Genomic DNA, 20,814 nt, shown 5'->3' on the forward strand with positions numbered 1-20,814 from the left:
GGACCAGCGTCGCCCGGCCCCGGTCGTATGATTGTTTGCATCGACGCAGTCGCGCGTGACGACGGAGGTCCTGCCATGGCGCTGATGGATTTCATCAAGAAACAGTTCATCGACATCCTCGAATGGACCGAGGACGGCGACGGCACGCTGGCCTGGCGCTTTCCGATGGCCGGCAACGAGATCCAGTACGGCGCGTCGCTGACGGTGCGCGAAAGCCAGATGGCGGTGTTCGTCAACGAAGGCAAGATCGCCGACGTCTTCGGTCCCGGCATGTACAAGCTGACGACGCAGACGATTCCCGTCCTGACCTATCTGAAAAACTGGGACAAGCTGTTCCAGAGCCCGTTCAAGAGCGACCTCTACTTCTTCAGTACCCGCCAGCAGGTCGACCAGCGCTGGGGGACGACGCAGCCGGTGACGATCCGCGACCCCGATTTCGGCGCGGTGCGGCTGCGTGCCTTCGGCAACTACAGCTACCGGATCGTCGACCCGAAGGCCTTCTATTCCGAGATCTCGGGCAGCCGCGACCGCTATACGGTGCTCGAACTCGACGGCCAGTTGCGCGCGTTGATGCTGCAGCACATCTCCGATGCGGTGGCCAGCAGCGGCATCGCATTCCTCGACCTGGCGGCGAACCAGGTCGAGTTTGCCGCCCGGCTGAAGGAGGTCACCGCGCCGGCCTTCGACAAGCTCGGACTGAAACTCGAGATCGTCACGGTGCAGAACGTCTCGTTGCCCGAGGAACTGCAGAAGATCCTCGACCAGAAGATCGGCATGGGCATGGTCGGCAACGACATGGGCAGGTTCATGCAGTACCAGACGGCACAGTCGATACCGAAATTTGCCGAGAGTTCGGGCAGCGGGGGCGGCGGCATCGCTGGTGACGCGATGGGCCTCGGCGCCGGCGTCGCTCTCGGCCAGGTGATGGCGCAGCAGCTGTCGCAGGGGCTGCAGGGCGGCCAGCAGCAACCGGCGGCCGCCGGCGCGCCCGCTGCGGCGCCGGTTGCGGCGATCCGCCCCGACGAGGTGATGGCGACGATCGAAAAACTTGCCGAGCTGAAATCGAAGGGCATCCTGACGCAGGAAGAGTTCGACAGCAAGAAGGCCGAACTGCTGAAAAAACTGGTCTGATGCGCGCGCCCGCACCGCGCCTGCGCTGCGCCTGCTGAGTCGCGCCCTTGGTCACCGACCGCCATCCGCAGCGCGCTTACCGCGCGGCCTGCCCGAACTGCGGCGCGCCGGTCGAATTCCGCTCGCCGGCATCGGCCTTTGCGGTCTGCAGCTATTGCCGCAGCAACATCGTCCGTGATGGCGAGACGCTGCGCCGGATCGGCCACAGCGCCGAGCTGTTCGACGATTTTTCGCCATTGCAGCTCGGCGCGTCGGGCAGCTACCAGCAGATCGGCTTCACGCTGGTCGGCCGGCTGCAGTACGGCACCGCACAGGGCACCTGGAATGAATGGCATGTGCTGTTCGACGATGCGACGGCCGGCGAGGTGCCGCGCGTGGCCTGGCTGTCGGAGGACAACGGGCGCTACGTGCTGGCCTTCGATGCGCCGCTGCCGCCCGGCGCCGCGCCGCCGCTCGAGTCGCTGCAGGTCGGCCGCGAGCTCGAACTGGCCGGGCAGCGCTGGCGCGTCGCATCGGTGGTGCAGGCGAAGCTGCTGGCGGCCGAAGGTGAATTGCCGCAGCCGCCTGCCAGCAACCGCGAATTCGGCGTCGCCGACCTGCGCAATGTGCAAGGCGAAGTCGCCACGCTCGACTACAGCGATCCGCAGCGCCCGCACTGGTCGGTCGGCCGCTCGGTGGGCTTGTCGGAACTGGCGATGCGGGGCCTCGCCGAAGAGCGTGAAAAGACGCTGACCGGCCGCGCCGCCGATTGCCCGAACTGTGGCAGCGCACTGCAGGTCAAACTCGAATCGACGAAGTCGATCGTCTGCGGCAACTGCAGCGCGGTGGTTGATGTCTCGGCCGGCATCGGCGGTGACTTGCAGCATTACCTGCAGGGCCGGATGCCGCGCAGCGGCCCGCCGAGGATTCCGCTCGGCAGCGTCGGCAATTTCACCTTCGACGGCAAGCGGCCGCTGCCGTGGCAGGTGGTCGGTTTTCTCGAGCGGCACGACGAGCCGGAGGCCGGCGACGACCAGTCGTCGTGGCGCGAATACCTGCTGTACCACCGCAACGCCGGATTTGTTTTTCTGGTCGATTCGGACGACGGCTGGAGCTGGGTCACGCCGATCACCGGCGTGCCGCAGATGGCCGGCAGCGATGCCCGCTGGCGCGACGTGCGCTACCGCAAGCTGTACGACTACCGAGCCCGCGTCGGCCATGTGCTCGGCGAGTTCTACTGGCGCGTCGAACGCAACCAGCTGACGCACAACACCGACTACGCCGGCACCGGCAAGGCGAGTCAGAAAAGGCTCAACCGCGAGCGCGGCGACGGTGTGCATGCGCAGGAAATCGTCTGGTCGGCCGGCGAAACGATCACCGCCGATGCCGTCGCGCAGGGTTTCGGCATGACGAAGCAGCTCGGCAGCGCGATCCGCCGCGATGTCGAGCCACTGTCGGCCAATCCGCACGGCCAGCTCGCGAAGGCGTTTGTCTTGCTGTTCGTCATTGCGTTTGTAGTCTCGATGTTCCGCTGCAGCGATGACGACGACAACTGCAACGAGCTGCGCGCGACCTACGGCGAGGCCTCGCAGGAATACCAGGCCTGCCGCAACCGCATCCGTCCGCGCACCGGCGGAGCGGCATTTGGTGGATTCGGATCGGGGGGCTTCCACAAGTAGGGCATGCCTGGGCATGCCTCGGCAACGAATCGGCTATACAGGGAAATCACCCCTCAGGACGTGCCGATGGGTAACTTTGCCGACTCGCTGAACCAGGCCGCGACGATGACCATCGATCGCCTGCTGGCCCATCTGCCGCAAGTGCTCGGCGCGATTGCGCTGCTGCTGATTGGCTGGCTGCTCGCCCGGTTGCTGCGAATGGCGACACGCCGCGCCGCTGGGCTGCTCGATTCGCTGATCACCCGCAGCACCGGCCAGGCGCGCTGGAAGATCGGCCGCTCGGCGTCGCTGGTCGGCACCATCGTCTACTGGGTCGTGCTGCTGTTTTTCATCACCGCGGCGACGCACACGCTCGGGCTGCAGAGCTTCAGCGACTGGCTGGCCCGCCTGCTCGACCACCTGCCGACGCTGGCCGCCGGGCTGCTGATCGTTTTTGCCGGTTATCTGCTGTCGGGTTTTGTCGGCGAGATCGTGCTGGCCACTGCATCCGGCCTGGCGCCGCCGCAGCGGCAGGCGCTGGCGCGGGTCGCGAAATGGGCGACGCTGATCCTCGCGCTGCTGATCGGCGCCGACCAGATCGGCCTGAAGGTGACCTGGCTGGCGATCTTTGCCGCGGTGCTGGTCGGCTCGATCCTCGGCGGGCTGGCGTTGTCGGTCAGCCTCGGCGCGCGCCACTATGTCGCAAACCTGATCGGCGCCCACCACCTGCGCCAGGCCTTGCGCATCGGCCAACGGGTGCGGGTCGCCGGCCATGAAGGCCGCATCGTCGACCTCAGTGCAACCTCGCTGATCCTCGAAACCGACGACGGCCGCGTGATGCTGCCCGGCAGTGTCTACCACGGCGAGGCGATCGTTGTCGTCGTGCGCGACGGGCAACCGAACGGCGATTGACGATGGCTGGCGACGCCCGCGAACAGACGCTCAGCCTCGCGTTCATGCGCGACCATCCGGCGCAGGCCGCGCGCGTGCTGGAAGGGCTGCCGGCCGCCGAGGTGACCGCGCTTTTCGAACGCGCACCGGCACGGGTTGGCGCCGCGGTGCTGACCGCGATGCTGCCGCGCCGCGCGGCGCGCAACATCGCCGCGCTCGACGACCGCCGCGCACTCGATCTGCTCGCCGCGATGGGAACGCAGCCGACGGTCGCGGTGCTGCGCCATCTGCCCGACGAGCGCCGGCGTGCGCTGACCAGCGGGCTGCCGACTGCCGCCGCGTTGGCGTCGGCGATGCTGCTCGGTTATGGCGAAGAGACGCTGGGCGCCTGGGCCGATCCCGACGTCGTGTTGCTGCCGGCCGATACCCATGCCGCTGCCGCGCTGGACCGGATGCGGCAGGCGCGTGCGGCGCACCCGCTCGTCTTTGTTGCCAATGCCGAGCGTCGGCTGGCCGGCATCGTGCCGTTGTCGCTGCTGCTGCGCGCGCCGCCGGCGGCAACGCTGGCCTCGCTGATGCAGGCGCCGCTCGCGCTGCTGCCGGCGTTTGCGCCGCTGGCGGCAACCGCCGCGCATCCGGGCTGGGAACATGCATCGGCATTGCCGGTCGTCGAACCCGGCGACCGGCTGGTCGGCATCCTGACCCGCGATGCATTGAGCCGCGCACTGCGCCGCGGCGCACCGCCGCCGGCGGCCGTCGAGCGATCGGGCCGGCTGTCGCACCTGCTGGCGCAGACTTACTGGAATGCGGTTTCCGGGCTGCTTGGAGCCGGGCTGGCGCTGCTGCCGCAAGTCGCGCCGGTCGCCGATGCGGAGAGGCGCGACGATGAACGCTGAGGCCACATTGAGCGCAGCGGCGATCCCGGCCGAGGCCGCGCTGACGCAGCGTTACCTGCTCGACTATCCGAACGAGGCGGCGCGGCTGTTCGAGGCCATGCCGGTCGAACAGGCGGCCGGCGTTCTTGCCGGGCAGGCGCCGCATGCGGTGCTGCGCGCCTGGCAGGCGCTGGCGCCCGATGTCGCCGCGCAGACGCTGGAACTGTTGCCGGAAAAGATGGCGCTGCACCTGCTGACCGAGGCCGAGCCGATCGCCTGCATCGCGGTGCTGACCCAGCTTGATACCGGGCCGCGCGAGGCCTGGCTGAAAAAGCTCGACAGCGAGGTCGCAGCCGAACTGCGCGGGCTGCTCGCCTATCCGGACGACTGCGCCGGCAGGCTGATGGACCCGCGCGTCAGCCCGCTGCGCAGCGGCATGACGGTCGGCGAGGCGATCGAACGGCTGCGGCTGATCAAGCGCAGCGGCCTGCGCGAACTGATCGTCGTCGACGATGAAGGGCGGCTCGCCGGCCGCGTCGAGATCCAGGACCTGGTGCTTGCCGAACGCGAGCTGCCGCTGGCCGACATCACGCGCCACGTGATTGCCTTCGTCAACGACCTCGACCCGCGCGAGGAGGTGGTCGAGAAGATGCAGGACCAGCCGATCACGACGCTGCCGGTCATCAATGTCGCGGGCCGCTTCATCGGCGTGATCCGCCATGCCGAGCTGGTGTCGGCGGTCGAGGAGGAAACCAGCCTCGACATGCTGACGATGGTCGGCGCCAGCCCCGACGAACGCGCCTTGTCTTCACCCGGCTTTGCGGTGAAGAATCGGCTGCCGTGGCTGCAGATCAACCTGCTGACGGCGTTTCTGGCGGCGGCGGTGGTCGGGTTGTTCGAAGGCGTGATCGGCCAGTTCACCGCGCTGGCAGTGCTGCTGCCGGTCGTCGCCGGCCAGTCCGGCAATGCCGGTGCGCAGGCGCTCGCGGTGACGATGCGCGGCCTGATGCTGCGCGAGATCAGCCTGCGCCACTGGCCGAAGGTCGTCTTCAAGGAATCGATGACCGGCCTGATCAACGGCCTCGCCGTCGCCGCGACGACCGGCATCGGCGTCTACATATGGAGCCGCTCGTTCGCATTGGTCGGCGTGATCGCGATCGCGATGGTGATCTCGATGCTCGCCGCCGGCCTCGCCGGCGCGCTGGTCCCGATGGTGCTGCGCCGCCTCGGCCAGGACCCGGCCACCGCATCGTCGATCATCCTGACGACGGTGACCGACGTGGTCGGATTTTTCTCGTTCCTCGGAATTGCAACGCTGTTCGTGCCGTTGCTGGAGGGGTCAGTGCGGTAGGGATAAAGCCGACTGTCTCGCACTTAGCATGACTTCTCGGCCCGGTTCAGTTGCGCCGAAGGAGCCTTCGTCTTTGCTAACCAGCCGAGACTCCTACGGACGTATCGAAAACGACATGCTCCGACCTACTGAGAACCTATACAGTCAGGGGACTCACAACTTGGAGCTGGCGTGCCGACCAAGGTGACCCGCGAACGGCGAACGGCAGATCGGCGAGCATCGCCGCCATCTAGCGTTTTGGCCGCTGTCTCTGCCGACGGCTCCGACTTCTTCTCTTCCGCCGACGAACCTAAGGCTATCGAGTTGGTCTTCGGAATGGTAGGTCCTACTGGAGTAGACCTCACTCGTTTGTGCAATTCGTTGCAGGCTCAATTGAAGTCTGTCGGTTACGAATGCAAGATTGTTCGTCTTAGTGAATTGATCCTCCCTTACCTGGGAAAGCCCCCAACTGCGAGGAACGAGTTTCAACGAATTGACGAGTTGATGACCGAGGGCACAAACCTGAGAAGAGAGACGAAACAAGCTGACATTATTGGTCGTCTAGGGCTCGCAAAGATTCGGGAGCTCCGAGAGGGGATTACGGGAGACGCGAATAAAGTCCCGGATCGGGGGGTTGCTTATATCGTTCGTTCTTTCAAGCGACCAGAGGAAGTAAAGCTGTATAGAGACGTATATGGTCGAGCATTTAGCCTGATTTCTTGTTATTCGCCACGCCAAGGGCGAGTCCAACATTTGACGCGTAAGTTCAGAGGCTTGATTGGTCAGGAATCGTCGTCGCATGTTAGCGCAGAAGAGTTTGCTGTTAGGCTGATCAAACGAGATTATGAAGAAGAAGGTAAGCTTGGACAGCAATTAGGGAGAACTTTCCCATTAGCGGATTTCTTCGTTAGTGAGGCAGCGAGAAATCAGTTGGATGCGCAAATGCGGAGGCTTGTTCGTCTGGTCTTCGGGGATCCTTATATTTCGCCTACTCGAGATGAGCAAGGAATGTTTTTTGCTCAGGCCGCAGCGCTTCGGTCGCTTGATCTCTCACGACAGGTTGGAGCGGCAGTTGTAAACTCGGACGGGGATATATTGGCGACGGGATGTAACGAAGTTCCTAAGTTTCGGGGTGGACTTTACTGGGCCGGCGATGAAACCCCCGTCCGCGATGTTGAATTGGGGCGAGACTCGAACACAGCTATTAAAGAAGAATTACTTGAGGATGCTGTTCAGCGGATGAGAGAGAAGGGTTGGCTCTCATCTTTGGTAAGTGGAAAAACCGACGGAGAACTGGCCCGGAGTTCGTTATACGGGGAAGACCCGTTTTTTCGCGACTCACGGCTATTTGACGTCATTGAGTTCGGAAGAGCGGTCCATGCTGAGATGGCGGCAATTACCCAAGCTGCTAAATTGGGCACATCGTTGAAAGGCTCCAGACTTTTTTGCACGACATTTCCCTGTCACATATGCGCTCGCCATATCGTCGCTTCTGGTATTGTGGAAGTGATGTTCATTGAGCCGTACGAAAAAAGTAGAACTGGCGAACTGTACAGTGACTCTATAAGTGTAGAGCCAGCGGAACCGTCACCAAATAGAGCGAATTTTCGATCATTTGTAGGAGTTGCACCGCGCCGTTACATGGATTTCTTCTCGATGGCGTCGGAACGGAAGACCAAGGAAGGCGAGACGCTCGACTCTGATGGCATTGCTTCACGACCCAGGATCAGACGACTTGTGTTCACGTATCTTTCCGTCGAGCAGATGATGATAAACAAATCGGTGTTACCGCCCACCCAGTCACAATTATAAGGAGATTGAATAATGAAGCAGCAAGTACAGCGGAGTGGTTTCTTGGAGCAGATCGAACAGTCTCGTAAGGCGGTCCAAAAGTGGCCGCACTGGATGCAGGAATCTGCTTCCATTGCCTCCGCATCGTTTCCAAAGTCCGGATCTCTTCAACTTAAAGATGATTCCAGAAAATCAAAAGATTCGAAGCAAAACCACCGGCCTTGATTGGGACGGAATTGCGGTAGTCGCGCGTTTAGAGCGAACACTACGCTCTCGGCCCCACCTGTAGCCGCCGTTCTGATACACGTCGCCGACGTTGGGAAGGCACTGGACTGGTATGCCCGGGCTTTCCCGACTGCAGTCCGCACCATCGCGCCCGGCACCGACTTCGTATTCCTGCAGGTCGGCCCGGTGCGACTCGAACTGGTTCCCGCCGACGAGAAAGTCGGCTCGGGCGCAGCCGGTACGGTCGTCTACTGGCAAGTGGAAAAGCTCGAACAGGCTCTGCGTCACTTCTGCTCGCTCGGCGCGACGCTTTACCGCGGGCCGATGCTCATCGAAGCCGGGCAGGGCATGTGCCAGGTGCGGGACCCGTGGGGCAATTGCATCGGCCTGCGGGGCCCCGACCCACCGCGGGAAACTACCTGAAATTAGCCTTGTTTCACAGCCCAGCTATTGTCTGGAAATGGTTCGCTTGAACGCCGTCGCACGTTGGGGGGTCGGCGTAAACTGTTGGTCCACCTCGCCCGGAGTCACCCGATGTCCGAACTTCTTGCAGAACTGTCGAGGAAGGCCAGGAGGCTGACCGTCGAAGAGCGCGCACAGCTTGGCCAGGAATTGCTCGAATCGGTCGCGCGCGACGTTGATCCGGATGTTCAGACTGCGTGGGAGGAAGAAATTTCAGCCCGCGTCGCGCGGTACGAGAGCGGCGAGGCCGACTTGGTCCCTGCGGAAGAAGTTTTTGCCGCCGCACATCGCCTGACACGGTGAAGTCCGTTCGCTTCCTCGCTGAAGCACAGCAGGAGTTTCTCGATCAGATTGCTTTTTACGAGGGCCGCGAAAAGGGCCTCGGCGAACGATTTCGCGATTCCGTTCGAGCTGCTACCGCTCTGGCCGTGGCCCATCCGGAACTGGGCGCGCCGTGGAAATCCGGGACCCGGCGCGTGTTCACGAAGGCTTTCCCATACGCGATCGTGTACCACATCGAGGCCGATGAACTGATCGTCTTCGCAGTCGCGCATTTCAGGCGACGGCCGGCCTATTGGCGAGGCCGGAGGTAAACAAGGTCTTGAGCGGGCGCCCCGATGAAGCGCCCGTCACGAGCCCTCAATACCCCACCGCCTGCCCATCCTTGCGCGGATCCGAGCCGGCGACATAAACCTCGCCCTGCCGCGTTACCAGCTGCGCGCCGCCGAAGGCGAAGACGCCGTTGCCGTTTTCGACGGTGACTTCGTGGCCGAGCTCGCGCAGGCCGGCGATCAGCGCCGGGTCCATCTGCGGCTCGACGGCGACTGCCTTGCCGCCGGTGACGCGCCAGCGCGGTGCGTCGGCGGCGGCTTGCGGGTTCTGGCCGTAGCGCAGCACGCGCAGCGCCATCTGCAGGTGGCCCTGGCATTGCATCGGGCCGCCCATCACGCCGAATGCCATCCGCGGTGAACCATCTGCATTCATCGCGAATGCCGGGATGATCGTGTGCGACGGCCGTTTGTTCGGCGCCACCTCGTTGGCATGGCCCGGCGTCAGGTTGAAACCGAAACCGCGGTTCTGCAGGCTGATGCCGGTAGCCGGCACGACGACGCCGGAGCCGAAACCCATGTAGTTCGACTGGATGAACGAGACCATCATCCCCGACGCATCGGCCGCGGCCAGATAGACGGTGCCGCCGGGGCGCGGTGCGCCGTAGGCCGGGTCGCTTGCGCGCTGCGGGTCGATCAGCTTTGCGCGGTCCGCCAGGTAGCCGGCATCCAGCAGTTCGGCCGGCGTGACCTGCATCGCATCGATGTCGGCGTTGTACTGGTAGAGGTCGGCAAACGCGATCTTCATCGCCTCGATGCTGGCGTGCAGCGTCGCGATGTCGTCGACAGGCCGGTCGCCGATGCCGTGCGCCTCGAGCAAACCGAGCGCCATCAGCGCGGCGATACCCTGGCCGTTCGGCGGGATCTCGTGGATCACGGTGTCGCCGAAGCTCTGGCTGATCGTTCCGACCCAGTCGGCCTGGTGTGCGGCCAGGTCCTGCTCGGTCATCACGCCGCCGTTGGCCTGGCTGTGCGCGGCCATCGCGCGCGCCAGTTCGCCGCGGTAGAAGGCCTCGCCGCGGGTTTCGGCAATCAGCTCGAGCGTGCGGGCATGGCCCTCGCTGCGGAACAGCTCGCCGGCCTGCGGCGCGCGGCCGCCGGGCATAAAGCACTCGGCAAAGCCGGGCTGTGCGCCGAGCCGCTCGGCGCCGAGCGCCCATTGAGTTGCGATCGTCGGCGAGACGGCGAAGCCATCGCGCGCGAGCGCGATCGCCGGTTGCGCCAGCTGCTCGAACGGCAGCTTGCCGAAGCGTTTGGCCAGCTCAACCCAGGCCGATACCGCGCCCGGCACCGTGACGGCATTCCAGCCGCTTTCCGGGATGCCGCCGAGCTGCTTGAAATAGTCAGCTGTCCACGCCGCCGGCGAGCGGCCGGAGGCATTCAGACCGTGCAATTCCTTGCCGTCCCAGACGATTGCAAAGGCGTCGCTGCCGATGCCGCAGCCGGTCGGCTCGACGACGGTCAGCGCCATCGCCGAAGCGATCGCCGCGTCGACCGCATTGCCGCCGGCCAGCAGCATCTGCAGGCCGGCCTGCGCGGCCAGCGGCTGCGAAGTCGAGACGACGTTGCGGGCCATCACCGCACTGCGGCGCGACGGGTAGAACTGGCTCCAGTCGATCGAGCCGGCGTTGCTGTTGTTGTTGGCCATGGTTTACTGGATCGTGATCTTGTGCTGGCGAATCACATTGCCCCAGCGGGCGCTGTCGGCCTTGACCATCGCGGCGAACTGCGCCGGCGTGCCGGTCGCTGCCGCATCGACACCGAGCTTGGCCAGGCTGGCCTTCACTTCGGGCGACTGCACAGCCTGGTTGAAGGCCTGGTTGACGCGCTCGACCAGCGCCGGCGATGCACCGGCCGGCAGATAAACCCCGAACCAGGTCACCGATGCAAAACCGGGCAGGCCCGATTCGCCAATCGTCGGCAGTTCGGGCGCCAGCGTCGTCCGTTTTTCGCTGGTCACGCCGAGCGCGCGCACCTTGCCGCTGTTGACGTGCGGCATGCCGGTCGGCAGCGAGTCGAACAACACATGCACCTGGCCGGTGACGAGGTCCGGGATCGCCAGCGCGGTGCCCTTGTACGGCACATGCGTCATCTCGATGCCAGCCTGCGCGCTGAAGGCAGCGGTATTCAAATGCACGATCGTGCCGTTGCCGCTGGTTGCGTAGTTGAGCTTGCCGGGATTCGCCTTTGCATAGGCGACCAGCTCGGCGACCGTCTTCACCGGCAGCGACGGCGTGACGAGCAGCACGCTCGGCGCATCGGCGACGTGGGCAACCGGAATGAAGTCCTTGCCGGCGTCGTAACTCAGCCGCGGCATCAGGTGCGGCGAGATTGCATGGGTGCTGCTGGTCGTGAACAAGATGGTCTGGCCGTCCGGTGCGGCCTTCGCCACTTCGCCCGAGCCGATCGTGCCGCCGGCGCCGGCCTTGTTCTCGATCAGCATCTGCTGGCCGAGGTTCTGCGCCACCTGCTGGGTGACGACGCGCGCGATCAGGTCGGTGGCGCCGCCAGCCGGAAACGGCACGACGACGCGAACCGGGCGCTCCGGCCATTGGGCCTGCGCAACTGCCGCGCTGCTGAAAGCCACCGCGCAGGCCATGCCCACACCTTTAAAAATCCAGGACGTCAGACGCATCGCTTGTCTCCAAATAGGTTTGTGTCGCCGGCGCATCTTAGGAACAGGGTGCTTTGAGCGCAAACACCGTTTTTGCAAAGACCTTTGCCAAAATGGCAAATCCGACGGAAAGTCCAGTCATGCGCACCCACTGCCTGCAGGAAGCCGCGCTGCGTTATTTCATTGCGGTGGCCGATACCGGCTCGTTGACCGAGGCGTCGGCGCGTCAGCATGTCGCGGCGTCGGCGCTAAGCCGGCAGATTGCGGCGCTCGAGGCGCAGCTCGGCGTGGCCTTGTTCGAGCGGCATCCGCGTGGCATGGTGCTGACCGCCGCTGGCGAGATCCTGCTGGCGCATGCGCGGCGCGCCGAGCTCGATGCCCGTGCCGCGCTCGAGGACATCGGCGCGCTGCAGGGCCTGCGCGCCGGCCTGGTGCGGCTGGCCACCTCGGACGCCTTTGCCAACGAGCTGGTGCCGAGCCTGTGCGTCGACTTCCAGCGCCAGCACCAGGGTGTCGGCTTCGACGTGATGGTGATGCCGACCGCCGAGGTGCCCGAGCAGGTGCGCCATGGCGTGGCCGACATCGGCCTGTGTTTCAGCCGCGCGCCGCACAAGGACATCGCGGTGCTGTACCGCCAGCCGGCGCCGGTGCTGGCGCTGATGCTGCCGGACCATCCGCTGGCCGCTCGCGACAGCGTCACGCTGATGCAGATGGCCGACTGGCCGCTGGCGCTGCCGCCGGCGGCGACGACGATCCGGCAGATGATCGACATCGTCTGCAGCCGGCAAGGGCTGCAGCTGTCGCCGCAACTGGTCAGCAACCACGCCCGGTTGATGCTGCGTTTCGTGCTGAACGGCGGCGGGCTGTCGGTCTCGAGCGAGATTTCGGCGCGGCACCTGCTGGCGCGCGGCGCGATCGTCGCCCGGCCGATCGCCGATGCCGGCATGGACATGCGCGACATCGAGGTGCAGGCACTTGCCGGCCGCGGCCTGCCGGTTGCGGTGCAGGCCTTTCTGGATCTGTTGCGGGTTCGGCTTGTTGGGCCGGCTTGAGCAGCTGCGATCATCGGCAGACGAACAACGGTGCGTTAAAGTCACCCGCCTGCCGCTGCCGGCCTGTCTGACGAGCCTGGCCCGTCGCCGGCAACCCAACGCACCTCCGGAATCCGCATGAACAGCAAGTCACTTTTTGCGCCGCTGCTGCTGATCGCGCTCGGCATCTTTTTCCTGTTGTCGAACCTCGGCATGCTGCCGCAGATCGGGCCGTTGATCGCGCGCTGGTGGCCGCTGATCCTGATCGTGATCGGTGTCGGCCTGCTGCTGAAGCGGCGTTAGTCGACAGACAGAGGCTTCTTGCAATGGCAAAGAAGAGCGACCCTGCGGACGGCATCAAGGACGGAGATTTCTGCCGGGTCATTGGCGGGACTCATAAAGGCAAGTCCGGGACCGTTCGCGACCTGAATGTCAGCAAGACCGGCCAGCTCACGATGACCGTGGTACAACAGAACGGTGAGCGTTTCAAGACGCTGGCCAAGAACGTCGTCGTTGCAACGCAGGGCGATCTCGCATGACGGCCGAACCCGGAGCACGGCGCTGAAACTACGAGGTCTGCTCGATGTCGACGTCTGATCCCGTGCGTCGCCGGAGCGGCATGGCGGTGGCGCGGCTGGCCGCACTGCTGCTCAGCGGCTTGCTGGCAATTTTTCCGGCGCTGGCGCTGGACCTCGATGCGCTGTGGGACTTCGGCAATCCGGCACTCAGCGAGCAGCGTTTTACCGCGGCGCTGGCCGATGCAAGCGCCGACCAGCGGCTGATCCTGCAGACGCAGATTGCGCGGACCTTCGGGCTGCGCCGCGATTTCGACAAGGCGAGGGCGGTGCTCGCAACGATCGAGCCGGAGATGCGCGGCGCATCGCTGGAAGCGCAGGTCCGGTACCAGTTCGAGCTCGGCCGCAGCTTCTTCTCGGCGGCGCATCCGCCGGCCGAACGCGGCGCGGCAAACCTCGACCGCGCGCGTGCGGCCTATCTGCGTGCCCACGAGCTTGCCGTTGCTGCGCAGCTCGATGGGCTGGCGGTCGATGCGCTGCACATGTTGGCGATCGTCGAGTCCGAGCCGGAGCGGCAGCTCGAATGGAATGAACGCGCGGTCGCCTTGATCGAGCGCTCCGACCAGCCGGCGGCGAAGCGCTGGGAGGGCGCGCTGCGCAACAACATCGGCCACGTCAAACGACAGAACGGCGACTACGACGCCGCGCTGGCCGAATTCCGGCTGTCGCGCGCCGCCTACCAGCGCGCCGGCCGCACGCGCAATGTGCGCATTGCCGACTGGATGATTGCGCGCACCTACCGCGACCAGCGGCGTTTCGACGAGGCCCTCGCGCTGCAGCTCGAGCTGGAGCGGGCCTGGGATGCCGATGGCCGGCCCGACCCGCATGTTTTTGCCGAGCTGGAGCACATCTACCGTGCGCTGGGCGACGAGGAACGGGCGCTGTTCTACCGCGCGAAGGCGAATGCCGCGACGCGATAGCCCACGGTGCTGCTGCCCGGCGCTGCGCCGGCTGCCGGTCCAGTCCCGCGCGAGAATGTTGTCATGAGCTTCATGCCACAACCCCGGGCGACCGGCGCCGCGCCGCCGGTGCCGATGTCCCGCCGCCAGCAGGCGATCGGCCTGCTCGGCTGGCTCGCGCTGGTATTTGTTGCTGCCGCGATCGGTGGTTTTGCATCGGCGAGCGCCGGCGAGTTCTACCGCGCATTGGCGCGGCCATCGTGGGCGCCACCGGGCTGGCTGTTCGGCCCCGTCTGGTCGCTGCTGTACCTGATGATGGGCATCGCCGCATGGCTGGTCTGGCGACGCGGCGGCTTTGCCGCCACCGGCAGCGCACTGACACTGTTCATCGTCCAGCTTGCCGTCAATGCCTTGTGGACCTGGCTCTTCTTCGGCTGGCGGGTCGGTGCGGTCGCGTTCGGTGAGGTGCTGCTGCTGTGGCTGCTGATCGTCGTCACGATCGTGCTGTTCTGGCGCATCAGCCGGCTGGCGGCGCTGCTGCTGTTGCCATACCTTGCGTGGGTCAGTTTTGCGTCGGCGTTGACCTTCGTCACCTGGCGGATGAATCCCGCTTTGCTCTAGTGACGTAAAAAACGCGTTGCGGTACCAGCTTGGAGCGGCGACGATGACCGCGTGATGCAACAGCCCGGCGCCGCCGCCGGTGCAGTAGCGCAACGCCATGTCCGACGTCTTCATCTCGTATTCGCGCAGGGATCAAAACTTTGTCCGCAAGCTGCACCAGCGGCTCGGTGAGGCAGGGCGCGAAGCCTGGGTCGACTGGGAAGGCATTCCGCCGTCGGCCGAATGGCTGCGCGAGGTCGAACTGGCGATCGAGGCGGCCGATACCTTTCTTTTCGTGCTGAGTCCGGATTCGCTGGCATCCGACATCTGCCGCCACGAATGTGAGCATGCTGCGCGTTTCAACAAGCGGATCATTCCGGTCGTCGCGCGGCCGGTCGACGCCGACGTGGTGCCGGATCCGCTGCGCCGCATCAACTGGTTGTTCTTCGAAGACGATGCGCGGTTCGATGATCGCTTCGCCACGCTGCTGACGACCATCGATACCGACCTCGACTGGGTCCGGCAGCATTCGCGGCTGCTGGTGCGCGCCCGCGAGTGGGACGCAAAAGCCAAGGACAAGAGCTACCTGCTTGCCGGCACCGACCTCGACGCGGCCGAACGCAATCTGACCGCCTCCGGCGAACGCCAGCCGCTGATGGGCCCGTTGCAGATCTCGTATGTTGTGGCGAGCCGCCAGCACGCGACCGAACTGCAGCGCCACCAGCTGCGCGGCTTCTACATCGTCAGCATGGTCTACAGCGTGCTGCAGACGCTGGTGTCGTATTTCGTCGTCTTCGACGAGATCTCGGAAACCGGGCTGGTCTATCTGTCGCCGATCTGGGTGCTCGGCCTTGTCTTCGGCGCCTATGGCCTGACCTTCGGCAAGACCTCGCTGAAAAAGTCGCTGATCGCGACAGGCATCTCTGCGGTGTTGCTGTACGCGTTTTTCATCGGGCTGTGGCCGATGTTGTGATGCGGCTCAGGCCAGCGGCACGCTCGCCTCCTTCAGCACCCGCAGCACGAAGTGCAACTGGCTGTGGCGGATGCCCGGGATCTTGCCAGAGCGAACTCGCCAACGGCCTCGAAGATCGCCTGTACCTGGCGTTCAGGGCTGGTTTGCCGCGGCGTGCCCGTTCGACGCGGCGGCCTTTCCGGCGCGCGACGCGGGCCGGCGCAGATCCGATCCGAGAACGCAAAAGTATGTGTCATGGCAATACTTGCTACAGCACATAAATCGGGATAAACTCCGCGTACCTTGTAGGAGACTTCCATGAAATTTGCCGCCAGCCGCGGCGCGCTGACCGCCATCGGTTGCGCGCTTTCCCTGTCCTTCGTCCCCGCCGTCGCAGCCGAATTCCCCGCCAAGCCCGTCACGCTGGTCGTGCCGCAGGGCCCCGGCTCTGGCAGCGACGTGACCGCGCGCCTGCTTGCCACGCACATGGGTTCGGCCCTCGGGCAGACGGTTGTCGTCGACAACCGCACTGGCGCTGGCGGGATCATCGCGCACCAGTCGGTGACGCGTTCGCCGTCAGACGGCTACACGCTGCTGTTCACGTCGACGGCGCAGCTGCTGGTGGTGCCGGCGATCAACCCGGCCGCGAGATATTCGCTCGACGACTTCGTTCCGGTCGCGCCGGTGCTTCGCGCGAGTTTTGCGGTGCTCGTCGCGAATACGCCAGGCGCACCGAAAACGGTCAAGGAACTGGTCGACATGCTGCGCGTCAAGCCGTCGGCATTCGCCTCGGCCGGTGTCGGCACCATGACCCACCTCGGCTCGGAGATCTTCCTGCGCCGTGCGGGCGTCACGGCCACCCATGTGCCCTACCGTGGCAGCGGCGCGGCGCTGACCGATCTGATGGGCGGCCAGGTATTGTTCGCAACCGATTCGCTGACCGCGTCGATGCCGCACATCCGTTCCGGCAAGCTGCGCGCGCTGGCCGTCACCGTCGACAAACGCGAGCCTTCGCTGCCCGAGGTTCCGACGCTCGCCGAAGCCGGTCTGCCGGGCGAGCCGATCAGCGTGATCGGCGGCATCTTCGCCCCCAAAGGCACGCCACGCGACGTTGCCGAGAAGCTCGGGAAAGCGGCTGAGGTCGCCCTGCGCAATCCGGATCTGGTCGCGCGCTTCGCGGCCAGCGAGACCGACGTGCTGCGCATCGGCAATGCGGAATTCATCGGGCAGCTGCGCAAGGAGACTCCGTTCTGGACCAACTTGGTCCGCCAACTCGACATCAAGCCGGAATGATGACGCCGCTGGCTCGACTCCAGGCCGGCGCGACCGGGCCCGGCCCGCTTGCCGGCATCCGCGTGCTGGACCTCTCCCGGCTGGTGGCGGGCAACATGCTGACGCTGCAGCTCGCGGACTTCGGCGCCGACGTGATCAAGATCGAATCGCCGCGCGAAGGCGACACGCTCCGCCACTGGTGCGAAGCGCTCGACGACGGCGGCAGCATGGATGCCTGGTGGCGTGTCTATGGCCGCAACAAGCGCAGCGCGGCACTCGATCTGCGCGATCCCGAGGCGATGCAGGTGCTGCGCCGCCTGGCGGCCTCGGCGCAGGTGCTGGTCGAGAGTTTCCGCCCCGGAACGCTCGAGGCGATGGGCCTGGCACCGGAGGTGCTGCACGAAGCCAATCCAAGGCTCGTGATCGTGCGCGTGTCCGGCTGGGGGCAAAGCGGCCCCTACCGCGACCTGCCCGGCTTCGGCAGCCTGATCGAAGGCTTCAGCGGTTTCGCCTACAAACACGGCAGTGCCGACGGCGCACCGCGGCTGCCCAACATCGCGCTGGCCGACATGGTGGCGGGACTCAACGGCGCCTTTGCCACGATGGTTGCGTTGCGCGAAGTCGAGGTCAGCGGCGGGCGCGGCCAGGTGGTGGACCTGTCGCTGCTCGAGCCGATGCTGGCAATCATGGGGCCCGACGTCACGGCCGCGGCCGCCACCGGCCGCGTCGCTGCCCCCGACGTCAAGATCGCGTCGCCGCGCGGCGTCTACCGCTGCAGCGACGGCCGCTGGGTCGCGATGTCCGGGTCCACCGACGTGATGGCGCGCCGCGTGCTCGAGGCCATCGGGCAGGGGCATCTGATCGACGATCCGCGCTTCGCGACCAATGCCGCGCGCCTTGCCAACGACGCCGACCTCGATCGCATGATCGGCGAGGCGATTGGCAGACTCGACCTGGCCGGGTGTCTGACGCTTTTCCGCAGCCGGGGCGTCACCGTCGGGCCGATCTACGATGCCGCACAGCTGCTCGGCGACGACCATGTGATCGAACGCCAGAGCTATGTGGTGGTCGGCGAAGGCGAGGGCACGGTGATGCACAACGTGACGCCGCGGCTCGGCGGCACGCCGGGCAGCATCCGCAGCGTTGCACCGGCCGTCGGCCAGCACACCGCGGCGGTTCTGCGCGACGCCGGCGTCGCGGAGCCGCAGCTCCGGGCGATGGCCGAACGGGGAGCGATCCTGTGCAGCTGAAACATCTGCGCTCCCTGCTGTTCGTACCCGCCACCTCGCCGCATTTGCTGGCCAAGGCCGGCCAGCGCGGCGCCGACGCGCTGATCGTCGACCTGGAGGATTCGGTGCCGATCGATCGCAAGGTCGATGCGCGTGTGATGGCGGCCGCCGCGATCGAACAGCTGGCCGGACAGGTCCCTGTGCTGGTTCGGGTCAATTCCGAACCGGATCTGCTTCGCGCCGACGTCGACGCTCTGCCGCTCGCAAAGGTGCAGGGTGTGCTGCTGCCGAAGGTCGAGTCGGCGGCCCAGGTCGTCGGTTTGATGGAAATCCTCGGGCGGCGTGGTGGCGCTTCGATGCCGGTCGCGGCGCTGATCGAAACGCCGCTCGGCGTGCTGCGGGCCGAAGCGATCGCGACGGCGCACCCTGCGCTGTGCGCGCTCGGTTTCGGCGCCGAGGACCATGCGGCGCAGCTCCTGGTGGAGCCTATTCCGGAATCGCTGCTGTGGGCCGCGCAGGCGGTGATCAACTGCGCCCGGGCCTTCGACCTGGCGGCCTGGGGACTCCCGGGCAGCGTCGCCGAGATCGACGACATGCAGGCCTTCGGGCAACTCGTCCGGCTCGCCCGCGGCATCGGCTTCAGCGGCACCGTGTGCATCCATCCGCGGCAGGTGGCGGTCGCGAACAGCGGATTCGCACCAACGCCGCAGCAGCTCGACTGGGCGCGCAAGGTGGTGGCTGCGGACGAACAGGCGCGTGGGCAGGGGCGGGGCGCGGTCACCCTGGATGGCCGCATGATCGACCGGCCGATCGTTGCGCGGGCCCGCCACTGGCTCGAGCGGGCCTGAGCGGGTTTCGATCGCGACCTCCCCGGCCGCCGATCACGCGCGGCGGCCAGCGCGTGTGTCAGCGCGGGACGACGCCGTCGGCCTTCATCTCGCGCAGCAGCTGATGGGCCTCGTCCTCGATCACGTCGAGCACGCGGCAAAAGGTCTTGTATTCGTCGGGCGTCAGCCGGGCGAGGAAGCGGGACTGGCGCTCGAGTGAGGCCGGCACGCCGGTCTTCAGGCATTCGACACCGGCCGGGGTCAACGCGAGGATCTGCCTGCGGCGATCGGCCGGGTCGTTTTCCTGCGTGATCAGGCCCTTCTGCGCCAGCTCGAGCGCAACCCGGCTGACCTGGCTGTGGTCGAAACTGGCCATGCGAGCGACCTCGCCGGACGGCGACGTGCCGATCCGGTTCAGGATCACCAGCACGCGCCATTGCCGCGCGGTCAGCCCGAGGTTCTGCTTGACCGAGGCATCGACGAGCCGGCCGAGCACCTGGGCCAGCACGGAAACCCGGTAGGTCACGAGCGACTCGGGGGCGTGGGCGTTGATCTGCCTGAGCGATGCCGCACCGTCGCCGCGTGCCGGTGCCTTCTTGCTGGAATGGGTGGTGGTGGCCATGTCTCGTTTTCTGCGGTGACTCCGGGTCCGGCGCGGTGCGTCAATTCTGCCGCCGCCGGGTCCGGCGCCGCAGGTGCTACCCCGAGTTTTTATTCCCTTTGCTCCGACCGGTCGCGGGTTCCAGGCCGGCAGCGGATCCATGCGGTGAAGAACCATGACCAGAACCGACGCCATTCCTCCCCTGATGACCGCCGTGCACCTGCTGGGCCACGGCGGATTCGAGATGCTGCAGGTCCGCGACGACGTGCCGATACGACCCCGGGCCGTGCGACGGTCTGGCGGCGCGGCGGCTTTGCCGCAACCGGCAGCGCGCTGACGCCGTTCATCGTCCAGCTTGCCGTCAATGCCTTGTGGACATGGCTCTTTTTTCGGCTGGCGGGTCGGCGCGGTCGCATTCGGCGAGGTGCTGCGGTAGTCGCTGATCGTGTCACGATCGTGCTGTTCTGGCGCATCAACCGGCTGGCGGCGCTGTTGCGTTGCCCTACCTCGCGTGGTTCAGTTTTGCGTCGGCGTTGACCTTCGTCATTTGGCGAGTGAATCCGGACCTCGGGTGAAATAGACAGACGGTGAACGGCCGCGCCCGTCAGGCCAGCGGCACGCTGGCTTCCTTCAGCACGCGCAGCACGAAATGCGACTGGCTGTGGCGGATGCCCGGGATCTTGTACAGCTTCTCGCGCAGCAGGCGTTCGTAGTCGCGGGTATCGCGCACCGCGATGCGGATGTAGTAGTCGTAGTCGCCGGAGACGAGGTAGCACTCCTGGATTTCCGGAATCTCCGCCAGCGCCTTGCCGAAGCGGTACAGCGTCTCGTCGCTGTGGCTTTCGAGCGTGACCTGGACGATCACCGAATCGTGGTAGCCGAGCTTGGCGGCGTCGAGGTCGACGGTATAGCGGCGGATCACGCCCTGCTCCTGCAGTTTGCGGATCCGGCTCCAGCAGGTGGTCGGTGACAGGCCGACCGTCGCGCTGATCTCCTGCAGCGTCTTGCGCGAATCGTCGAGCAGCACGCGGAGGATCGCCCGATCCGAGGCATCGATTGCAAGATCGAATGATTCTTCGGAAGAATCGCTGTTTGACCGTTTGGTTTTCAACATGCCCCCCTCAACAGGCCGTAAAAAAGAAGCACATTCTGCGCTGAATTCCGGACAATCTTCGCATGAACCAGCTCGTTGCACCGCCCCGCTCGCGCGCCACCACCCCGGCGCCCGATGCCCGCAACGTCGACCCCACGAAGGTCGACGACG

The 20,814-nt window shown here is 65.7% G+C and carries 25 protein-coding genes; 21 read left to right on the forward strand and 4 right to left on the reverse strand.

What is annotated here, in order from left to right; all coding sequences use genetic code 11:
- Positions 1–75 precede the first annotated feature (75 nt).
- The 10 genes from ACNH6H_RS13305 (at position 76) to ACNH6H_RS13350 (ending at position 8,935) form a co-directional block, all read left to right on the forward strand.
- Positions 76–1,131, forward strand: coding sequence for an SPFH domain-containing protein (locus tag ACNH6H_RS13305; protein WP_418318298.1), 1,056 nt, complete (start codon positions 76–78; stop codon positions 1,129–1,131).
- Between the two features lie 47 nt (positions 1,132–1,178).
- Complete coding sequence (locus ACNH6H_RS13310; RefSeq protein WP_418318300.1) at positions 1,179–2,789, forward strand: DUF4178 domain-containing protein; 1,611 nt, start codon at positions 1,179–1,181, stop codon at positions 2,787–2,789.
- Between the two features lie 105 nt (positions 2,790–2,894).
- Positions 2,895–3,680 carry a mechanosensitive ion channel family protein gene (locus ACNH6H_RS13315; protein ID WP_418318301.1) on the forward strand — a complete coding sequence of 262 codons (786 nt, stop codon included), beginning with the start codon at positions 2,895–2,897 and terminating at the stop codon, positions 3,678–3,680.
- A gap of 2 nt (positions 3,681–3,682) precedes the next feature.
- The gene (locus tag ACNH6H_RS13320; protein WP_418318303.1) at positions 3,683–4,555 is read left to right on the forward strand and encodes a magnesium transporter MgtE N-terminal domain-containing protein; all 873 of its coding nucleotides are present in this window, start codon (positions 3,683–3,685) and stop codon (positions 4,553–4,555) included.
- Positions 4,545–5,885 carry a magnesium transporter gene (locus tag ACNH6H_RS13325; protein WP_418318304.1) on the forward strand — a complete coding sequence of 447 codons (1,341 nt, stop codon included), beginning with the start codon at positions 4,545–4,547 and terminating at the stop codon, positions 5,883–5,885. The genes ACNH6H_RS13320 and ACNH6H_RS13325 overlap by 11 nt, the downstream gene beginning before the upstream one ends.
- Before the next feature lie 171 nt (positions 5,886–6,056).
- The gene (locus ACNH6H_RS13330) at positions 6,057–7,676 is read left to right on the forward strand and encodes an anti-phage dCTP deaminase (RefSeq protein ID WP_418318305.1); all 1,620 of its coding nucleotides are present in this window, start codon (positions 6,057–6,059) and stop codon (positions 7,674–7,676) included.
- 12 nt (positions 7,677–7,688) lie between these two features.
- Positions 7,689–7,880: a hypothetical protein gene (locus ACNH6H_RS13335; protein ID WP_418318306.1), complete on the forward strand. Its 192-nt coding sequence runs from the start codon at positions 7,689–7,691 to the stop codon at positions 7,878–7,880.
- Positions 7,881–8,303 carry a VOC family protein gene (locus ACNH6H_RS13340; protein ID WP_418318307.1) on the forward strand — a complete coding sequence of 141 codons (423 nt, stop codon included), beginning with the start codon at positions 7,881–7,883 and terminating at the stop codon, positions 8,301–8,303. It begins immediately after the preceding gene.
- Between the two features lie 111 nt (positions 8,304–8,414).
- Positions 8,415–8,645 carry an addiction module protein gene (locus tag ACNH6H_RS13345; RefSeq protein ID WP_418318309.1) on the forward strand — a complete coding sequence of 77 codons (231 nt, stop codon included), beginning with the start codon at positions 8,415–8,417 and terminating at the stop codon, positions 8,643–8,645.
- Positions 8,642–8,935: a type II toxin-antitoxin system RelE/ParE family toxin gene (locus tag ACNH6H_RS13350; protein WP_418318310.1), complete on the forward strand. Its 294-nt coding sequence runs from the start codon at positions 8,642–8,644 to the stop codon at positions 8,933–8,935. The genes ACNH6H_RS13345 and ACNH6H_RS13350 overlap by 4 nt, the downstream gene beginning before the upstream one ends.
- Before the next feature lie 46 nt (positions 8,936–8,981).
- On the opposite strand, the gene ACNH6H_RS13355 is transcribed toward ACNH6H_RS13350, so the two are convergent.
- Positions 8,982–10,598, reverse strand: a complete 1,617-nt coding sequence (locus ACNH6H_RS13355) for a gamma-glutamyltransferase family protein (RefSeq protein WP_418318311.1) — start codon at positions 10,596–10,598, stop codon at positions 8,982–8,984.
- Between the two features lie 3 nt (positions 10,599–10,601).
- Positions 10,602–11,549 (reverse strand): Bug family tripartite tricarboxylate transporter substrate binding protein, encoded by a 948-nt coding sequence (locus ACNH6H_RS13360; protein WP_418321311.1) that lies wholly within the window; start codon positions 11,547–11,549, stop codon positions 10,602–10,604.
- Positions 11,550–11,704: 155 nt separating this feature from the next.
- Between ACNH6H_RS13360 and ACNH6H_RS13365 the strand changes: the two genes are divergently transcribed.
- From ACNH6H_RS13365 to ACNH6H_RS13405, 9 genes are all read left to right on the forward strand, one after another.
- A complete protein-coding gene (locus ACNH6H_RS13365) occupies positions 11,705–12,616 on the forward strand; it encodes a LysR family transcriptional regulator (protein WP_418318312.1) in 912 nt (303 codons plus the stop codon).
- A 117-nt stretch (positions 12,617–12,733) separates the two neighbouring features.
- Positions 12,734–12,898 (forward strand): LiaF transmembrane domain-containing protein, encoded by a 165-nt coding sequence (locus ACNH6H_RS13370; protein WP_418318314.1) that lies wholly within the window; start codon positions 12,734–12,736, stop codon positions 12,896–12,898.
- 23 nt (positions 12,899–12,921) lie between these two features.
- The gene (locus tag ACNH6H_RS13375; protein WP_418318315.1) at positions 12,922–13,134 is read left to right on the forward strand and encodes a KOW motif-containing protein; all 213 of its coding nucleotides are present in this window, start codon (positions 12,922–12,924) and stop codon (positions 13,132–13,134) included.
- Between the two features lie 44 nt (positions 13,135–13,178).
- On the forward strand, positions 13,179–14,090 hold the full coding sequence (locus ACNH6H_RS13380; protein ID WP_418318316.1) for a tetratricopeptide repeat protein: 912 nt from the start codon (positions 13,179–13,181) through the stop codon (positions 14,088–14,090).
- Positions 14,091–14,153: 63 nt separating this feature from the next.
- A complete protein-coding gene (locus tag ACNH6H_RS13385) occupies positions 14,154–14,690 on the forward strand; it encodes a TspO/MBR family protein (RefSeq protein WP_418318318.1) in 537 nt (178 codons plus the stop codon).
- Positions 14,691–14,787: 97 nt separating this feature from the next.
- The gene (locus ACNH6H_RS13390) at positions 14,788–15,642 is read left to right on the forward strand and encodes a toll/interleukin-1 receptor domain-containing protein (RefSeq protein ID WP_418318319.1); all 855 of its coding nucleotides are present in this window, start codon (positions 14,788–14,790) and stop codon (positions 15,640–15,642) included.
- A 297-nt stretch (positions 15,643–15,939) separates the two neighbouring features.
- Positions 15,940–16,914, forward strand: a complete 975-nt coding sequence (locus ACNH6H_RS13395; RefSeq protein WP_418318320.1) for a Bug family tripartite tricarboxylate transporter substrate binding protein — start codon at positions 15,940–15,942, stop codon at positions 16,912–16,914.
- Positions 16,911–18,143 carry a CaiB/BaiF CoA transferase family protein gene (locus tag ACNH6H_RS13400; protein WP_418318322.1) on the forward strand — a complete coding sequence of 411 codons (1,233 nt, stop codon included), beginning with the start codon at positions 16,911–16,913 and terminating at the stop codon, positions 18,141–18,143. The genes ACNH6H_RS13395 and ACNH6H_RS13400 overlap by 4 nt, the downstream gene beginning before the upstream one ends.
- The gene (locus tag ACNH6H_RS13405) at positions 18,134–18,970 is read left to right on the forward strand and encodes an HpcH/HpaI aldolase/citrate lyase family protein (protein WP_418318323.1); all 837 of its coding nucleotides are present in this window, start codon (positions 18,134–18,136) and stop codon (positions 18,968–18,970) included. Before ACNH6H_RS13400 ends, ACNH6H_RS13405 begins: the two co-directional genes overlap by 10 nt.
- Before the next feature lie 58 nt (positions 18,971–19,028).
- Here the strand turns inward: ACNH6H_RS13405 and ACNH6H_RS13410 are convergent, their stop codons facing one another.
- On the reverse strand, positions 19,029–19,571 hold the full coding sequence (locus ACNH6H_RS13410; protein ID WP_418318324.1) for a MarR family winged helix-turn-helix transcriptional regulator: 543 nt from the start codon (positions 19,569–19,571) through the stop codon (positions 19,029–19,031).
- A gap of 154 nt (positions 19,572–19,725) precedes the next feature.
- Here ACNH6H_RS13410 and ACNH6H_RS13415 point away from each other — a divergent pair, with 154 nt between their 5' ends.
- Positions 19,726–19,887 carry a hypothetical protein gene (locus ACNH6H_RS13415; RefSeq protein ID WP_418321497.1) on the forward strand — a complete coding sequence of 54 codons (162 nt, stop codon included), beginning with the start codon at positions 19,726–19,728 and terminating at the stop codon, positions 19,885–19,887.
- A gap of 8 nt (positions 19,888–19,895) precedes the next feature.
- Positions 19,896–20,087, forward strand: a complete 192-nt coding sequence (locus ACNH6H_RS13420; RefSeq protein ID WP_418321313.1) for a tryptophan-rich sensory protein — start codon at positions 19,896–19,898, stop codon at positions 20,085–20,087.
- A 67-nt stretch (positions 20,088–20,154) separates the two neighbouring features.
- Here ACNH6H_RS13420 and ACNH6H_RS13425 read toward each other — a convergent pair whose 3' ends face one another.
- Positions 20,155–20,664, reverse strand: a complete 510-nt coding sequence (locus tag ACNH6H_RS13425) for an Lrp/AsnC family transcriptional regulator (protein WP_418318326.1) — start codon at positions 20,662–20,664, stop codon at positions 20,155–20,157.
- Between the last annotated feature and the right edge of the window lie 150 nt (positions 20,665–20,814).

Origin of the sequence: Pseudideonella sakaiensis (genome assembly GCF_048320135.1) — a bacterium.
Classification (GTDB): domain Bacteria; phylum Pseudomonadota; class Gammaproteobacteria; order Burkholderiales; family Burkholderiaceae_C; genus Ideonella_A; species Ideonella_A sakaiensis_A.

Bases quoted from the DNA above. Each gene is read 5' to 3' on its own strand.
- ACNH6H_RS13375 (WP_418318315.1), top strand. From the start codon at position 12,922: ATGGCAAAGAAGAGCGACCCTGCGGACGGCATCAAGGACGGAGATTTC.
- ACNH6H_RS13425 (WP_418318326.1), bottom strand. From the start codon at position 20,664: ATGTTGAAAACCAAACGGTCAAACAGCGATTCTTCCGAAGAATCATTC.
- ACNH6H_RS13365 (WP_418318312.1), top strand. From the start codon at position 11,705: ATGCGCACCCACTGCCTGCAGGAAGCCGCGCTGCGTTATTTCATTGCG.
- ACNH6H_RS13305 (WP_418318298.1), top strand. From the start codon at position 76: ATGGCGCTGATGGATTTCATCAAGAAACAGTTCATCGACATCCTCGAA.
- ACNH6H_RS13315 (WP_418318301.1), top strand. From the start codon at position 2,895: ATGACCATCGATCGCCTGCTGGCCCATCTGCCGCAAGTGCTCGGCGCG.
- ACNH6H_RS13380 (WP_418318316.1), top strand. From the start codon at position 13,179: ATGTCGACGTCTGATCCCGTGCGTCGCCGGAGCGGCATGGCGGTGGCG.
- ACNH6H_RS13400 (WP_418318322.1), top strand. From the start codon at position 16,911: ATGATGACGCCGCTGGCTCGACTCCAGGCCGGCGCGACCGGGCCCGGC.
- ACNH6H_RS13385 (WP_418318318.1), top strand. From the start codon at position 14,154: ATGAGCTTCATGCCACAACCCCGGGCGACCGGCGCCGCGCCGCCGGTG.
- ACNH6H_RS13345 (WP_418318309.1), top strand. From the start codon at position 8,415: ATGTCCGAACTTCTTGCAGAACTGTCGAGGAAGGCCAGGAGGCTGACC.
- ACNH6H_RS13410 (WP_418318324.1), bottom strand. From the start codon at position 19,571: ATGGCCACCACCACCCATTCCAGCAAGAAGGCACCGGCACGCGGCGAC.
- ACNH6H_RS13355 (WP_418318311.1), bottom strand. From the start codon at position 10,598: ATGGCCAACAACAACAGCAACGCCGGCTCGATCGACTGGAGCCAGTTC.
- ACNH6H_RS13370 (WP_418318314.1), top strand. From the start codon at position 12,734: ATGAACAGCAAGTCACTTTTTGCGCCGCTGCTGCTGATCGCGCTCGGC.
- ACNH6H_RS13320 (WP_418318303.1), top strand. From the start codon at position 3,683: ATGGCTGGCGACGCCCGCGAACAGACGCTCAGCCTCGCGTTCATGCGC.
- ACNH6H_RS13390 (WP_418318319.1), top strand. From the start codon at position 14,788: ATGTCCGACGTCTTCATCTCGTATTCGCGCAGGGATCAAAACTTTGTC.
- ACNH6H_RS13395 (WP_418318320.1), top strand. From the start codon at position 15,940: ATGAAATTTGCCGCCAGCCGCGGCGCGCTGACCGCCATCGGTTGCGCG.
- ACNH6H_RS13325 (WP_418318304.1), top strand. From the start codon at position 4,545: ATGAACGCTGAGGCCACATTGAGCGCAGCGGCGATCCCGGCCGAGGCC.
- ACNH6H_RS13335 (WP_418318306.1), top strand. From the start codon at position 7,689: ATGAAGCAGCAAGTACAGCGGAGTGGTTTCTTGGAGCAGATCGAACAG.
- ACNH6H_RS13415 (WP_418321497.1), top strand. From the start codon at position 19,726: ATGACCAGAACCGACGCCATTCCTCCCCTGATGACCGCCGTGCACCTG.
- ACNH6H_RS13360 (WP_418321311.1), bottom strand. From the start codon at position 11,549: ATGGCCTGCGCGGTGGCTTTCAGCAGCGCGGCAGTTGCGCAGGCCCAA.